Below are 14,317 nucleotides of genomic sequence, written 5' to 3'. Positions count from 1 at the left end.
TGCCTCATATACTTTTGCCCGCGAAATGGTGGACCCTCGGAAGCTATGGGGAGTGAACTGTCGATGGCGACTCGCACCGAGATCACCACGAAATACGCCAGGCAATACAAGAAGGCCTCGAAGAAGAACAAAGGGGCTGTTCTCAACGAGGTCGTCGCGGTGACCGGCTGGACTCGCGACAATGCTCGACGGCGATTGACCCAGGCAGCCAAGCACCCGCCAGGACCAGGCAGACAGGTGACGAAACAGCCCCGGAAGCCCCGGGCCAGGAAATACTCCTACGACGCAGTCAAGGTCCTTCAGCGTGTCTGGGCGATCTCGGGCGGCCAGTGCGGCAAATACCTTCACGCCACGATGCGCATCCTCCTTGACCTACTCGAAGCCCACGGCGAACTCACTCCCGGGGTCGACCGCTACACCACGACAGTGCGCAAGGAACTCTTAGCGATGAGCCCGGCCACAATCGACCGCTACCTGGGACCCACCCGCGCCAAGGACGCCATCTGTGGGATCTCGACGACGAAACCCGGGTGCCTGTTGCGTTCAACGATCACGATCCGCCGCGCCGGTGACGACATCGAAGACGAACCCGGCTTCTTCGAAGGCGACACCGTCGCCCACTGCGGCCCCGTCGAGTCCGGGGAATTCGCACGCACCCTCAACCTCACCGACTTCCACACGGGATGGACGTTTACTCGCACTGTGCGCAACAACGCGCACACTCACATTCTGACCGGGTTGAAGACCGCAGCTCGTGAGATTCCGTTTGAGATCACTGGACTGGACTTCGATAACGGGTCGGAATTCCTCAATCAGTACGTCATCGAGTGGGCCGGGTCGAGGGGTATCTATTTCACGCGGTCGCGACCGTATAAGAAGAACGATCAGGCCACGATCGAGTCGAAGAACAACCACGTCGTGCGCCGGTACGGGTTCTACTACCGTTACGACACTGACCTGGAAAGACGAGCACTCAACCGGCTCTGGCACTTAGTCAACGATCGAGTGAACTATCTGATGCCCACGATCAAACCCACAGGGTATGGGTCGACGCGCAATGGGCGACGCAAACGTGTCTACGATGCTCCCCGGACACCCTTCGACCGGCTCCTCGACGCCGGTGTTTTGTCCCCGCAGCAGGTGAAGGAAATGACAGCGTATCGAGATGGTCTCAACCCGGCGAAGATCGCTGCTGAAATTGCTAGGATCCAGGACCGGTTGCTGGTGTTATCGAGTAAGAAGACCGAGCAACTGTACCTGGCCTCGTTCCCGTCAGCCCTACCGGATGTGCGCAAGGGTGTACGAGTCAAGACTGGGTAGATTACGCGGGCAAATCTATATGAGGCNCGCAAGGGTGTACGAGTCAAGACTGGGTAGATTACGCGGGCAAATCTATATGAGGCACCGGAAACTGTTCGCGGGCATATTGACGTGAGGCATTACGGTCCTCGACGAGACTCATAGATAGTCCCCGCGTAGCCAGGGGTCGTGCCTCACATAAATTTCCCCGCGAAACTCTTGACCCGGGAACACGGACACGACGACGATGGGGTCATGGTTGTGAGATTCAAGGGTGAATGGCGGTGTTGTCTCACCGCTATGCGGCGGTGGCTTGCTTCCCTCTGGCTCATGGCTCTCCCTTGAAAGATGTCACACCAGATTACCCATCTCGGCGGATCTTGGACCCTGTTCAGAGAAGACAAACGCCCGCCAATGGCTGTTCAAAACCTGCCGCCAAATAGCGCTGAAGCTCACACCCCAGCCGTCAGTCGCCACGCAGGCGTTGAGTCGGAAGACTCGGCCAGGGGGCTCGGCTTCATAGCTGCCCAGATTTCGATGGACCGAGTCAATCCGGCTGAGCCTGATCAAGTCCTCCACCGGTTGCGCCAGTGATTCGTCTATTGCCGATGAGGCTCGCTGCCAAAAGCATCGGCAGGAAACGACTGTCTGCCATATCAAACCAGGTAGAACGTCGACTAGGGTGGAAATCGAGACTGCATAGCTAGTCAACGAGAAGGGGATCGTTATGCGTGGAAAATCTCGAGGCGAGAGTCGAAAGCAGAAGGTCCTGCGATCACTGCGCAACGCGAATTCGGACGTTGTTTCCGCAGTCCTCGGTGTTGTACTTGGTGTTCTGGCCGACCCCGGTCAATCGATCATCTTCTATTCTGCTCTGGTCGGTGTGCTTGTTGTCAGCTGCGTCTTAATTTGGGTTGGCCGCAGGGAGAGAAGTCATCAGCCGATGACACTGGCATTGATTCTGAACATCGCGTTTTACAGCGCTCTTGCTGGAAGCAATGGCACGATTTGGCTTATCGGCGGGCTGTTCATGGTCGGGGTATTGTCCGTGGTGCGACACCTCATGGAAGCGTTTCCGGATTACCCCTCGAGCCAATCATCCGGAACTGTCGACGCAGCGTGAGCCTTGGTCGGTCCTCGCACCGCCGCAGGTAGCTGAGACCATGGCCGCCCCGAGGTGGCAGTCCGTCGACCCCAGTCATGAGCGGTGCAGAAACGAACGTTTCCGCGACGTCCCATCTCCACCGTTGTGTTTCATCGTGACAGTGCGTCTGCACTGTCTCACAAACGTGTACCGCAACCAGGTGCGGTCCTCTAACGGGAATTGACACATCGTCCGTGTCAGAGACATGTGGTGTGAGCTTTAGCGTTGAACGGCGGTGATTGTTCACCGCACAATGGCGTCCGTTCCCTGCGGATGACGGGGATGCGCCTGGCTCTACCATCTCACTTCGACTGGGCCAGAGGGTCGTGAGTTCTGGAGGCTTGCCGATGACGGTACAAGGTTGCTATCGACCAGCCTAGAAGACAGCTGCGTCTTCGGCAGTGCGCCCTTAAATATGGTCGCCTCTTTGCCAACTCTGGTGCTGCTGATCGCTCATCCTCGAAACTTACCAGGACATGCCGGGACCATATAGCGCCTGCACCGCCACTGTGCGATGGAAGGGCNCACCGGAAACTGTTCGCGGGCATATTGACGTGAGGCATTACGCCCCCATGGTCCGCCCCATGGGATCGCTCGCTCCTGCAATGCGGGCCGTCTTCGCGGGGCTCCATCGCCGAGGTCGTTCTGCCCTTTTCCTCGTCTCCGTCGTTGCAAGCGAGTAGCGTACAGACCACAGGAGGTGTCCATGTCACGCAAGGAGCAGAAGGTCACCGTCGACGGGCATCGGTTGACGGTGACCAATCTTGATAAGGTCTTCTATCCGGAGACGGGCACGACCAAAGGTGAGGTGCTCGACTACTACGCTCGCATCTCTGAGCACCTGATCCGGCACGCCCATGATCGCATCGCCACCCGCAAACGCTGGGTCGACGGTGTCGGCACCCAGAAGAAACCGGGTGACGTGTTCTTTGAGAAGAACCTCCCCGAATCCGCACCATCGTGGATCACCTCCCGTTCCATCCGTCATTCCACCGGATCCAAAAGGTACCCGCTGGTCCAGGACCGTGCGACATTGACCTACCTTGCCCAGATGGCCTCGCTCGAGATCCACATCCCCCAATGGCAGGTCGCGAAGGGATCGTCCGACCCTGGCACCATCGACTCGACGACAAGGCATCCTGATCGAATGGTGTTCGATCTCGACCCCGGTCCGGGACGTGAACTGGCCGACTGCATCGAGGTTGCACAGTTGGTGAGGGAGCTGCTGACTGGGATGGATCTCGACGTCTATCCGGTGACCAGCGGTTCGAAGGGGATCCATCTCTATGCACCGCTCGATGGATCAGCCTCCAGCCAGCAGATCTCCGACGTCGCCCATGAGTTGGCGCGCAGCCTCGAAGCCGATCATCAGGATCTCGTCGTCTCAGCCATGAAGAAGACGCTGCGAGAGAACAAGGTGCTCATCGACTGGTCCCAGAACTCAGCGGCGAAGACGACAGTGGCTCCCTACTCGCTGCGCGGCCGGTTCACTCCCACCGTCGCGGCACCGCGAACCTGGGACGAACTCGACGACCCGGCTGCTGTCGACCAGCTGCACTTTGAGGAGGTCCTTGCGCGGATCGACGACCTCGGCGATCTGCTCGAACCGTTGGCGAAGACTGCAGGCGATTCCGCAGATCCAGCACCCACCTCGGCGCGGCCCTCACCTGCTTCGACGAAGGAATCGTCGAACTCATCGAAGGCGCCCCGCGACCGCCTGGACACCTACCGATCCAAGCGTGATCCGAAGCACACCAGAGAACCGGTGCCCGAAAGCCACGGCACCAGCGGGGACGAGCTGTCCTTCGTGATCCAGGAACATCACGCCAGCACCCTGCACTGGGACTTCCGACTCGAACACGAGGGTGTGTTGGTCTCGTGGGCACTGCCGAAAGGACCGCCCACCGACCCGAAGCACGATCATCTGGCCATCCAGACTGAGGATCACCCTCTTGAATACGTCCGCTTCAAAGGCACGATCGAGAAAGGGCAATACGGCGCAGGGGAGGTCACGATCTGGGACTCCGGGACCTACGAACTCGAGAAATGGAAAGACGGCCGCGAGATCATCGCTGTTCTCCATGGGGCCGAATACGGCGGGCTCGGGGGAGAACGACGATTCGCACTGTTCAATACCGGCGAGCACGGGCCGAACAAGGAACCTGAGAAGAATTGGATGATCCACCTGACCAAAGACTCATCCACGAAGCCGCCACGGCGGGGCGGTCCTTCGACTGCGCACACCGATTCCCAGCGAAACGGGCCCACAGGCCCCGAACGCAGCGGTTCCACAGATGTTCAGCCCACTGACATGACACCGATGCTGGCCAGTATCGGAAGCCTTCGCTCCGTGCGCCGACAGTCCGACGACTGGGCATTCGAAATGAAGTGGGACGGCATCCGTGCGCTCGCCTCCGTGCGTGCCGGAACCGATGATTCGTCCGGGTCGATCGCGCTGACCAGCCGCAATGGTCACGATATGACGAAGGCCTACCCCGAACTCATCGAGCTCGCCGACTGTGTGGACGGTGATTGCGTCCTTGACGCAGAGATCGTCGCTCTGGGCCCGGGCAGTCGCCCCGACTTCGGGCGGCTGCAGCGCAGAATGGGACTGACGCGTGAGAGCGACATCGAGCGTGAACGAGAGCGCACACCGGTGTACCTGATGGTCTTCGACGTGTTGAACGTTGACGGCATTTCCTTGCTGAAGACCCCGTATCTCGAACGACGCGAACGTCTCCATGATGTGGTCACCGAGGGTGAGTACGTCCATGTGCCGGCAGCCTTCGAAGGAACCGTGGACGAGGCGATGGAGGCCAGTCGTGAACTCCACCTCGAAGGAGTCATGGCGAAGCAGATCGGCAGCACCTATCTTCCGGGCCGTCGAACTCGGACGTGGGCGAAGCTCAAACATTCCTCGACCCGAGACGTGATCATCGTCGGGTGGCGCACCGGCAAGGGGGAGCGTTCCGAGACCTTCTCTTCGCTGCTGCTGGCGGCCCACGATCAGGACGGTCTGGTCTATCTGGGTCGTGTGGGCACCGGCTTCGATGACTACCAGTTGAAGGCTCTGCGGGCACAGCTCGATCGTCTGAGTCGGAAGACACCTTCACTGGAGGTTCCTGCCGCCGAGTCACGTGATGCGAACTGGGTGCGGCCCAGCCTCGTCGGGGAGGTCCAATACGGAGGAATCACCGAGGCCGGTCGGCTGCGTCATCCCGTATGGCGCGGGCTCCGAGACGACATCGACTCCGATGAGGTGACCGCCTGAGTCAGGAGGAGCTCGAGCATGATCCCCCGCAGACCACGTCGGTCACAACGGGGGTTACACAATGGGGGTTACGAGACTCCCGGGAGACTGTTACCGTGGCGACACTGGGCGGTGCTGAAGCTTCCTGGAGCACCGTGCTGATCGAGACCGAAACGAGTCTGATCCTTGCGTAAGCGGGATCAGCCGAAAGGGGATCAAGCGCATGAGCGACCAACTGACCTTCCAAGATCCGGTGACACGATTTCCAGACATCTCCCCACCCAAACAAGATCAGCCTGAGCCGGGCCTCGACGTCGAACTGATTCCAGGGACAGACCGTGGTGAGCAGAGCTATCGCGGCACCGGTCGGCTCAAGGGGCGCAAGGCGCTGATCACCGGGGCTGATTCCGGCATCGGCTCGGCAGTCGCTATCGCCTTCGCCCGAGAAGGAGCAGATGTCGCCCTGTCCTACCTGCCTGCCGAGGAGGAGGACGCACGCCATGTCTGCGACGTCATCCGCGAGGCCGGCGGCACAGCGGTCCCGCTGCCCGGTGACCTGTCTGATCCTGACTACTGCCAGCAGGTGGTCCATGATGCGGCAGATGGGTTGGGTGGACTCGACGCCCTGGTGAATAACGCCGGACGACAGATTGCAGTCGAAGAGATCGAAGATCTGTCCGACGAGCAGTGGGGCTCCACCTTCGAGACCAACATTCGCGCCATGTTCCGAGTGACGAAGACAGCCGTGGGTTATCTGCCCGCCGGCGCAACGATTGTGAACTCGACGTCCGTGCAAGCATATTCTCCGTCGACCCACCTGCTGGACTATGCGTCGACTAAAGCTGCGATCAACAACTTCACCAAAGGACTGGCCACTCAACTGGCTCCACGCGGCATCCGAGTCAACGCGGTCGCACCCGGCCCGATCTGGACGCCCCTGCAGGTCTCTGATGGTCAGCCGAAGGAAGCACTGCCCCATTTCGGGAAGAACACTCCCTTGGGGCGAGCCGGTCAGCCGACGGAACTCGCGCCGGCTTATGTGTTCCTCACCTCGGCGGAATCGAGTTACGTCCTGGGTGAGACCCTCAACGTCAATGGGGGCCAGCCCACGCCCTGACAGTGTCTGAAGCGGGAATCGGCCCTGTCGTGATGCAGGCTGCCTCTGCAACCGGACCGTTGAGGGCATCAGGGCTGAATTGCCCGTTCGGCATTGTCACGGCCCGCAGGCAGGTCGCCGATGTGGGACAGGCGCAGAGGCGCAAAGGGCCCGCTGGTCTCGCTTGAGATCACACGAGCGGTGATGGCGACGTGGTCTCCTCCATCGTCGAGCATGGTGATGCGCTCAACGATCACCCGGTTCGGCAGAGTACTGAGCAACGGCACTCCCTGCTCGGCGAGGTGAACATCGAGTCCGCGGAACTTGTCGGTGTCCTCACCAGATCGGGCACCGAAGCGCTGCGCCATGGCGAGATCCTCGGCAGTGAGGAAGTGAACCGCGAAATGAGTGGACCGTAGGCTCACCTGGTAGGTGTGATTGGCCTTCGACAGCCAGAAACCGTACTGCTGAGGAGACATGCTCGCCTGCGAGTGGAAACCCACCAGGCAGCCAGCCCATTCGCCCTCGGCGGAGGTGGTCACCACGATCAGACCGGCATCGGCGGAGACCATCAGGTTGTCGAACGTCTCCTCATCCATGACGGTTCCTCTCTGCAACACGGCGGTGCAGCGTTGAGCCGAGTTCGGCTGCCGTTCCTGCGCCGGTGCGCAGGCACCCGTGCGCACCACTGTCCTCGTGCGTCAAACGTACGCCCCTGTCCGACAGCGGACAAGGGGCACTGGTTCAAGGCGTCTCCGCCGGGCACAGACCACCAGCGATATGTCTGCGAAGCGATATCGACGCAGGCGATATGCGGCACGGTTCCTGACATGCGAGGGTGATCTGCGTTACCGTCGGGATAACCGTGACGTTCGCGTTCGTGAGGAGATGTGGTCACCATGCCGAAGATGAGCAGTTCAGGAGTCCCGAAGAAGTCAGAGCTTCCAGCAACTTTGCGACATTCGGATGCCAAAGCTCAGCGGACTTTCGCCAAGACCTACGATTCCGCAATGGAGGAGTACGGCGACGAAGAGCGCGCTCACCAGGTAGCCTACGATGCGCTCAAGCACACTCATGAAAAGGTCGGTGACAGATGGGAACCGAAATCCTCACCGGGGCCATCAGATGCCCAAGCCAAGGGCGGGAAGAATACCGATCGCTCGACCGCTGGTGGGGTGGACGCGAATGCGACGAAGGACCACCTGTACCAGCAGGCGAGCAAGCTGAAGATCCCAGGACGTTCGTCGATGACCAAGAAGGAACTCGTCGAGGCACTCGAACGTGAGAGCAGCCGGCGAACGAAGAAGAGCGACTGAAGTCTCGCCCACCCCTGGAATCGGACCTCAGAACACCGGGGGAGTCATCGTGGCGATGAGGACCGCCTCGGCGTCACCGAGGACACGGAACCAGTGCGGCTGATCGCCCCAATAGGTGATGCTGTCACCGGCTGCCAGCGTGTATCCGTCATCGCCGACCTGGAAATAGCAGGTTCCCTCGAGGACGAACAGGCACTCTTCGGCGCGGTGATGGTTGAAGGGCACCGACTCGTTGGAGTACCCCGATGGGACCCGCACTTTGAGGACCAGCAGCGCGCCGTTCATCGTCGGCGTCAGCAGCTCGTAGACGAGTCCGCGATCGGTGACCTGCAGCTGACGACGCTTGTCGGCGCGGACCACGCGATTGTCGGCCGGTTCCTCACCCTGGGTGAAGAACCGGCCGACGGGCACATCGAAGGCCTTCGCGATCTTGAGGAGCGTGAGATATGCAGGATTGCCACGACCGCGTTCGATCTGGCTCAGCAATCCCTGGCTCACCCCGGCGACGCGGCTGAGGTCGGTCAGGGTCATCCCCGCCGATTCCCGCAACTGGTGGATGAGCGCACCCATGTACTCCACACTGGGATCAGCCGCGTTCGGCGAGACATTCTCGGTGCTCATGGATACCTTCGGTCACAGGGTCATCTGAGGCTGAGAATATCAGCACCCAGCCGACGCGATCTCAGATCAGACCGAGACCGGTCACCGTCTCACGCTCCTCGGCGAGCTCTGCCGTGGTGGCGTCGATCATCCGGCGGCTGAAGTCGTTGATCTCCAGCCCCTGCACGATCTCCCAGTTCCCGCCCGAAGTTGTCACGGGATAGGAGGAGATCAGCCCCTCAGGCACCCCATAGGAGCCATCGGAGACCACAGCCATTGAGGCCCAGTCGCCTTCGGGCGTGCCGTGCAGCCAGTCGTGGGCGGCGTCGATCGTCGCCGCGGCAGCCGAGGCCGCGGAGGAGGATCCACGCGCCTCGATGATGGCGGCACCGCGCCCGGCAACGGTGGGGATGAGATCGTTCTCGATCCAGGTTTGGTCGCCGATGACCTCGGCGGCGTTCACCCCGCCGATCTCTGCGTGGTAGATGTCGGGATACTGGGTGGCTGAGTGGTTGCCCCAGATCGTCATTCTGGATATGTCGGCGACCGATACTGCGGCCTTTTTGGCCAGCTGTGCTAGGGCGCGGTTGTGGTCCAAGCGGGTCAGCGCGCTGAAACGGTCGGCGGGGATGTCGGGCGCGTTGTGCATGGCGATCAGCGCATTGGTATTGGCCGGATTCCCGGTGACGCCGATGCGGACATCGTCGGCGGCGACTGAGTTGAGGGCCTTGCCCTGAGCGGTGAAGATCGCACCATTGGCCTCAAGGAGGTCGCTGCGCTCCATGCCCTGAGACCTGGGGCGAGCGCCGACGAGCAGGGCGAGGTTGACGCCGTCGAAGATGTGCTCAGCTGAATCGCCGATCTCAACCGAGTCGAGAGTGGGAAAGGCACAGTCCTCGAGTTCCATGACCACGCCTTCGAGGGCGGTCAGTGCTGGGGTTATTTCCAGCAAGCGCAGCTGAACTGGAGTTTGCGGGCCGAAGAGAGCGCCGCTGGCAATGCGGAAGAGAAGACTGTAGCCGATCTGACCGGCCGCACCGGTGACGGCGACTTTGATGGGGGTATTCATCGATTGTGCTCCTTACCTGTAACGGGAGTTTGCCGCAGGCGATGCAGGCTTTCTTCTCGTGTGCAACGGCGTTCTTCATCGGTGAATACGCCGTCAGGTCACTTGGGTGAAGAGGAGGCCGAGCGGCATGACGAGGAGTCGACTTCCTTGTTGAGGCCCGTCAAGGTCGCTTGTGCGGCATCGCTGCGTTGGACGTCACTGCAACTCCTCAGGAGAGAAGTATGTGACCAGCCGATTCTATCGGTTGGCCACCGCGGGACATCAGGAGCGCGTCACATTGTGTCTCCGCGCACTCAGGTTGCGGTCATCCGGTGGCCCGGGCCTCACGAGTTCGGCCTCGGACAGTCGTCAGAACTCTGCTGACTTTCCGAGGCCGAATACGTTGCCCTCTGGTTCGGGGCATCGCCCGCTAGTTCGTCCAGGCGTCGTCGGTGAAATAGCCGTCGATCCAGCCGGGCAGGCGGTGCCCGTCCTTCGACGTCGCGAGGGTATAGGGCGCAACGTGGAAGCCTGCCTTGTCGAGTTTGCGCAGGTCTCGGGTCGGCAGATTCTTGCTGGGTCCGACCCATTCGATGCCGGCATCGGAGATCTCGTCGAACGATTCCGTCGGCAGCGTTGCGCCTGTGAGGTAGAGCGAGGTGTATCCGCGCTGCGCGATTGTCTTCGCCGCTTCGAAATCGAAGGACTGGACGACGAGTGAGTCCTTGAGTCCGCGTTCGTCGAAGACGTCGAGAACCTGATCGACCTCCGCCGAGGTGGCTCCTGGCTTGATCTCGGGAACCATGACGACCTCCCCGCCGAGTTCGTCGAGTGCCTCATCGAGGGTGACCGTCTGCGCCGGCTCTCCGCCTTGTGGGTGCTTGATGGTCGCGGCGTCCCATTCCTCGAGGCTGAGATCGCGGATCGGTCCACTGACACCGTTGAGGGTGCGATCGGCTGTGTCGTCGTGGATGAGGACCGGGGTGCCGTCTTCGAGGAACTGAATGTCCATCTCGGGCAGGAATCCATCCTTCGCCGAGGCGGTGAATCCTTCCATGGACTCTTCCGGATAGACGTCGGCGCCGCCGCGGTGAGAGACCGTGACGGGAAATTCGATTTCGGAGACCTTGTCCGGTGCGGCGAAGTCGGATCCCGGTGACGAGTCGAGACCGTTCGCGCAGGCTGGGGCGGCTCCGGAGCCGAGTGCTGCGGTGAGGGTGAGAGCGGCGGTCGCGAGGATCGCTGACGAACGGGGACGGATGAGTTTCGCTGGGTGTGTATTCACCTCGGCGACGCTACGGCCGCCAAATGATCTCCCGACGACTCAGGAATGAACAAGGAGCCTAGGGGAGAAGAACGAGTAACATCACATCCACTTCTTCACCTTGAATACGATGTAAAGAACTACGCCTAGTCCTACCATCAGTCCGAGTGCCATGGGATAGCCGAAGGCCCAATGCAGTTCCGGCATATCGTCGAAGTTCATGCCGTAGATCGCTCCGATCAGGGTGGGAGCAAAGAGAATCGCGGCCCATCCTGAGATCTTCTTCATGTCTTCGTTCTGGCGCTGGGCTACCAGGGTGGAGTTGACGTTGAGGATCTGTGACAGTGCTTCGCGCAGTTCGGCTGCCTCGGCGAGGACCCGAGTCAGATGGTCGGTGACGTCGTCGAGGTAGGCCTGCAGCTCGGTTGGTATCGAATATTTGGCGGCACCGTTGCCCAGTCTCTGGGTGAGGCGGTTGAGGTGCGTCGTCGTGTGGAGGACATCGATGACCTCTTGGCTGAGCAGGTAGATCCGTTCCGCTGCCGCGGTGTCTCCGCTGAAGACCTGTCGTTCGATTCCGTCTTTGTCGTCCTGCAAGCCATCCAAGACAGGGAAATAGGTGTCGACTGCGGTGTCGAGCAATCGGTAGACGAGCGCCTCGGGGCCCAAAGATAGAAGCTCCCTGTCCGAGGCCCACTGGTGTTTCTCATCCCCGAAATAGTCATCCATGTCTTCAATCCGTTGTGGGATGGGTGATCCGTCGATGAATCGATCGTCCTGGCAGATGATGACGAGAACATCGTCCTTCATGAGCAGGTGGAATTCCTTGAACTCGACCTCCTCGGCCGAGTCGATGTAGACCGCGGATTTGAGGACGACGAAGAGAACATCGTCGTAGCGATCGATCTTGGGACGTTGGTTTGCATGGAATAGGTCCTCGACGAGGACCGGGTGCAGCTCCCACACCGAGGCGATTTCGGCGAGAAGCTCCGGCGTGGACTTGGGGACGACGACCTGCGTAAATGATGCAGGACTGGGGGAGTGATCTGTCGGCTTCTGGGCAAGAGCTTCGGCGAAGGTCGACGAGGCCGACAGCTCGCCGGGCTCGCTGTCGACGATCCGGCGACTGAGCAGTACCGGCTTCTCAGATTCGCTTAAGGCAACAGTGCTGCGCCTGCGCTTGGAGATCGGTTCGGACTTGTGTCTGTGTGCTCGTGCCATGGTGGATCTTTCGGTCGACTAAGACTCAAACGTAGTCGAGGACGAGGAAGTGAGCACAGCTCTTCACTCAGCTCGACCGATCATAATGTCAAGTCGTGTTGTGCAAAAAAGGAGAGTCGGTTCAGGGTCTTCGAATCTGCACGTGCACAATAGTCCTATGACCAATCTCCCGGAAGACCTGTCGCATCAAGCGGTCAAAGGCGCTAATTTCGCCCAGTCAGCGGCCAAGCTTGGAGCGCGAAAGTTCCGCGACCGCATTCACGAGTCGAGGCTCTCCGCTGACTTCTATCCTCAGGACACGGACGAGTTCATTGCCGCTGCGTACTTCGGCGTCGGGATGGACTCGGTGTATCAGCTTGAACAGTGGCTCTGGCCATTCGAGCAGCTGGAGGCCGAAATGAAGCGATCAGGCCACGGTGAGCAACCATTTGGAATCATCGTTCGCAGCCCAATGGTGGCGAAGCACTTGAGGAATGTCACCCATCTCCCGGTTCGGTTCTCGCGTCTCACGAAGGGCCTTGACGAGTTCATGACGTCCTCGTCGTTGAGGACCGTCTTCTATGTCAATCAGTCAACTCCGAATTTTCAGGCCTTGCGTTATCCGAACCCGGCCCACGTGCATCTCAGCCACGGTGAGAGCGAGAAGATCTCGATGATCTCCAACCAGCTCAAAGCCTACGATTATGTTTTCACCGCGGGGGAAGCGGCTAGGGAGAGAATTGAGCACACCCTAGTGGGGATGGACTCGGAGCGTTTACTCGATGTCGGTCGTCCCCAACTTGACCGCCCGCGTGAGATCGCCCAGGCATGGCGTGAGTTCGACGCCGAAGCTCCTGCAGGAATGACCGTGTTCTATGCGCCAACGTGGGAAGGCGATTCACCATCGATGGCCTATGGCACACTTGCTGACAACGGGGCCATGCTCGTCTCCGCCATGCTGGCTGCGGGATATCGTGTGATCTTCCGCCCGCATCCGCGTACGGGAGTGCGCGACCGCAAGTTCAAAAGAGCGTTGGACGAAGTCCGTTCGATCATCGAGGCGGCTCCGAGGGGATTTATGGATCTCACGTCAGACGTTTCGTGGCAGTTCGATGAAGCCGATCGGGCACTGGTCGAGATGTCATCTGTGGCCTTTGACTGGCTGTCGACCAGCAAGCCGCTGGTGATGATCAAGCCCTGTCATTCGGACTCCATGGTGCTGCCTGGCGGCCTGCTCGATCGCACTCCCACTATCGGCAAGGGTTCAGAAGATAGCCTCATCGAGCTGTTGTCCGATCAGACCGATTCTGTCGAGACGGCTGCGCGACTGTGTGAGCACTATCTGGGCTCAACCGTCCAGGGAGCGCAAGTCAACCGATTCATTTCGGCTGCCAAACAAGTCATAGTCGAACGCGATACCAGCCTTTCTGGCAGCTTGTGAGTGGCAGACTGAATACACGAGCGCCGACCCGTGGTTGACCGTCGGAGGGTGTTGAGTTCAGCCCTCAGGTAACAAAATGGTAAAGTTGCGATGAAATTCTTTGGGTACCTGTGTCCAGAAGTTCTGGCCTGTGCTCTCCTGGACGTTTGAAAAGAGGACTGATGCGCCGAGTCATTACATATGGCACCTTCGACCTGCTCCATTACGGTCACATCCGTTTGCTGCAGCGGTGCAAAGAACAAGGTGACTATCTGGTGGTTGCACTCTCTAGTGACGAGTTCAATGCCGGCAAGGATAAGAAGTCCTACTTCTCTTACGCGGAACGCAAGCACATGCTCGAGGCAATTCGCTACGTTGATCTTGTCATCCCGGAAGACAATTGGGAGCAGAAGGTCACGGACGTCGAAAAATACCATATCGACACCTTTGTGATGGGCGATGACTGGGAAGGCAAGTTCGACTTCCTCAAAGATAAATGCGAGGTCGTGTACCTGCCCCGCACTCCCGAAATTTCAACTACTCGGATCAAGACGGAGCTCGGCAAGTCCTGACTGCTTGGTTGCCACCCCTATTCGTTTCACCCTTGTGCATTCTCACGGGCATCAGATGTGGTGAAAGTAGAATGCCTCACAACACTAAACACTTGCCTTGAAGCAGAG

12 protein-coding genes are annotated in these 14,317 nt (G+C 59.9%); 7 read left to right on the top strand and 5 right to left on the bottom strand.

The window, feature by feature from the left end:
• The first annotated feature begins 63 nt into the window (after nucleotides 1-63).
• The 4 genes from FO013_RS23055 (at nucleotide 64) to FO013_RS20570 (ending at nucleotide 6,810) form a co-directional block, all read left to right on the top strand.
• The gene (locus FO013_RS23055; protein WP_186293243.1) at nucleotides 64-1,320 is read left to right on the top strand and encodes an integrase catalytic domain-containing protein; all 1,257 of its coding nucleotides are present in this window, start codon (nucleotides 64-66) and stop codon (nucleotides 1,318-1,320) included.
• 706 nt (nucleotides 1,321-2,026) lie between these two features.
• Nucleotides 2,027-2,422, top strand: a complete 396-nt coding sequence (locus FO013_RS20580; protein ID WP_143924429.1) for a sugar porter family MFS transporter — start codon at nucleotides 2,027-2,029, stop codon at nucleotides 2,420-2,422.
• Between the two features lie 727 nt (nucleotides 2,423-3,149).
• On the top strand, nucleotides 3,150-5,714 hold the full coding sequence (locus tag FO013_RS20575; RefSeq protein WP_143924428.1) for an ATP-dependent DNA ligase: 2,565 nt from the start codon (nucleotides 3,150-3,152) through the stop codon (nucleotides 5,712-5,714).
• Nucleotides 5,715-5,916: 202 nt separating this feature from the next.
• Nucleotides 5,917-6,810, top strand: a complete 894-nt coding sequence (locus FO013_RS20570; protein WP_143924427.1) for an SDR family oxidoreductase — start codon at nucleotides 5,917-5,919, stop codon at nucleotides 6,808-6,810.
• A 68-nt stretch (nucleotides 6,811-6,878) separates the two neighbouring features.
• Here the strand turns inward: FO013_RS20570 and FO013_RS20565 are convergent, their stop codons facing one another.
• Nucleotides 6,879-7,388: a flavin reductase family protein gene (locus FO013_RS20565; protein WP_143924426.1), complete on the bottom strand. Its 510-nt coding sequence runs from the start codon at nucleotides 7,386-7,388 to the stop codon at nucleotides 6,879-6,881.
• A gap of 300 nt (nucleotides 7,389-7,688) precedes the next feature.
• Between FO013_RS20565 and FO013_RS20560 the strand changes: the two genes are divergently transcribed.
• Nucleotides 7,689-8,105, top strand: coding sequence for a ChaB family protein (locus tag FO013_RS20560; protein WP_143924425.1), 417 nt, complete (start codon nucleotides 7,689-7,691; stop codon nucleotides 8,103-8,105).
• A 27-nt stretch (nucleotides 8,106-8,132) separates the two neighbouring features.
• Here FO013_RS20560 and FO013_RS20555 read toward each other — a convergent pair whose 3' ends face one another.
• The 4 genes from FO013_RS20555 to FO013_RS20540 form a co-directional block, all read right to left on the bottom strand.
• Nucleotides 8,133-8,726, bottom strand: a complete 594-nt coding sequence (locus tag FO013_RS20555) for a helix-turn-helix domain-containing protein (RefSeq protein ID WP_143924424.1) — start codon at nucleotides 8,724-8,726, stop codon at nucleotides 8,133-8,135.
• A 61-nt stretch (nucleotides 8,727-8,787) separates the two neighbouring features.
• Complete coding sequence (locus FO013_RS20550) at nucleotides 8,788-9,774, bottom strand: malate dehydrogenase (protein WP_143924423.1); 987 nt, start codon at nucleotides 9,772-9,774, stop codon at nucleotides 8,788-8,790.
• Nucleotides 9,775-10,183: 409 nt separating this feature from the next.
• Nucleotides 10,184-11,038: a glycerophosphodiester phosphodiesterase gene (locus FO013_RS20545; protein WP_143924422.1), complete on the bottom strand. Its 855-nt coding sequence runs from the start codon at nucleotides 11,036-11,038 to the stop codon at nucleotides 10,184-10,186.
• A gap of 81 nt (nucleotides 11,039-11,119) precedes the next feature.
• Nucleotides 11,120-12,238, bottom strand: a complete 1,119-nt coding sequence (locus FO013_RS20540; protein WP_143924421.1) for a magnesium and cobalt transport protein CorA — start codon at nucleotides 12,236-12,238, stop codon at nucleotides 11,120-11,122.
• Nucleotides 12,239-12,395: 157 nt separating this feature from the next.
• Here FO013_RS20540 and FO013_RS20535 point away from each other — a divergent pair, with 157 nt between their 5' ends.
• Entirely contained in the window at nucleotides 12,396-13,658 is a 1,263-nt protein-coding gene (locus FO013_RS20535) for a CDP-glycerol glycerophosphotransferase family protein (RefSeq protein WP_143924420.1), read from the top strand.
• Nucleotides 13,659-13,819: 161 nt separating this feature from the next.
• Entirely contained in the window at nucleotides 13,820-14,209 is a 390-nt protein-coding gene (tagD, locus tag FO013_RS20530; protein ID WP_092106519.1) for a glycerol-3-phosphate cytidylyltransferase, read from the top strand.
• The last annotated feature ends 108 nt before the right edge of the window (nucleotides 14,210-14,317 follow it).

Origin of the sequence: Brevibacterium aurantiacum (assembly GCF_007558825.1) — a bacterium.
Classification (GTDB): domain Bacteria; phylum Actinomycetota; class Actinomycetes; order Actinomycetales; family Brevibacteriaceae; genus Brevibacterium; species Brevibacterium aurantiacum_A.
The sequence above is the reverse complement of the archived record's forward strand: the minus strand, read 5'-3'. Positions and strand labels throughout refer to the sequence as shown.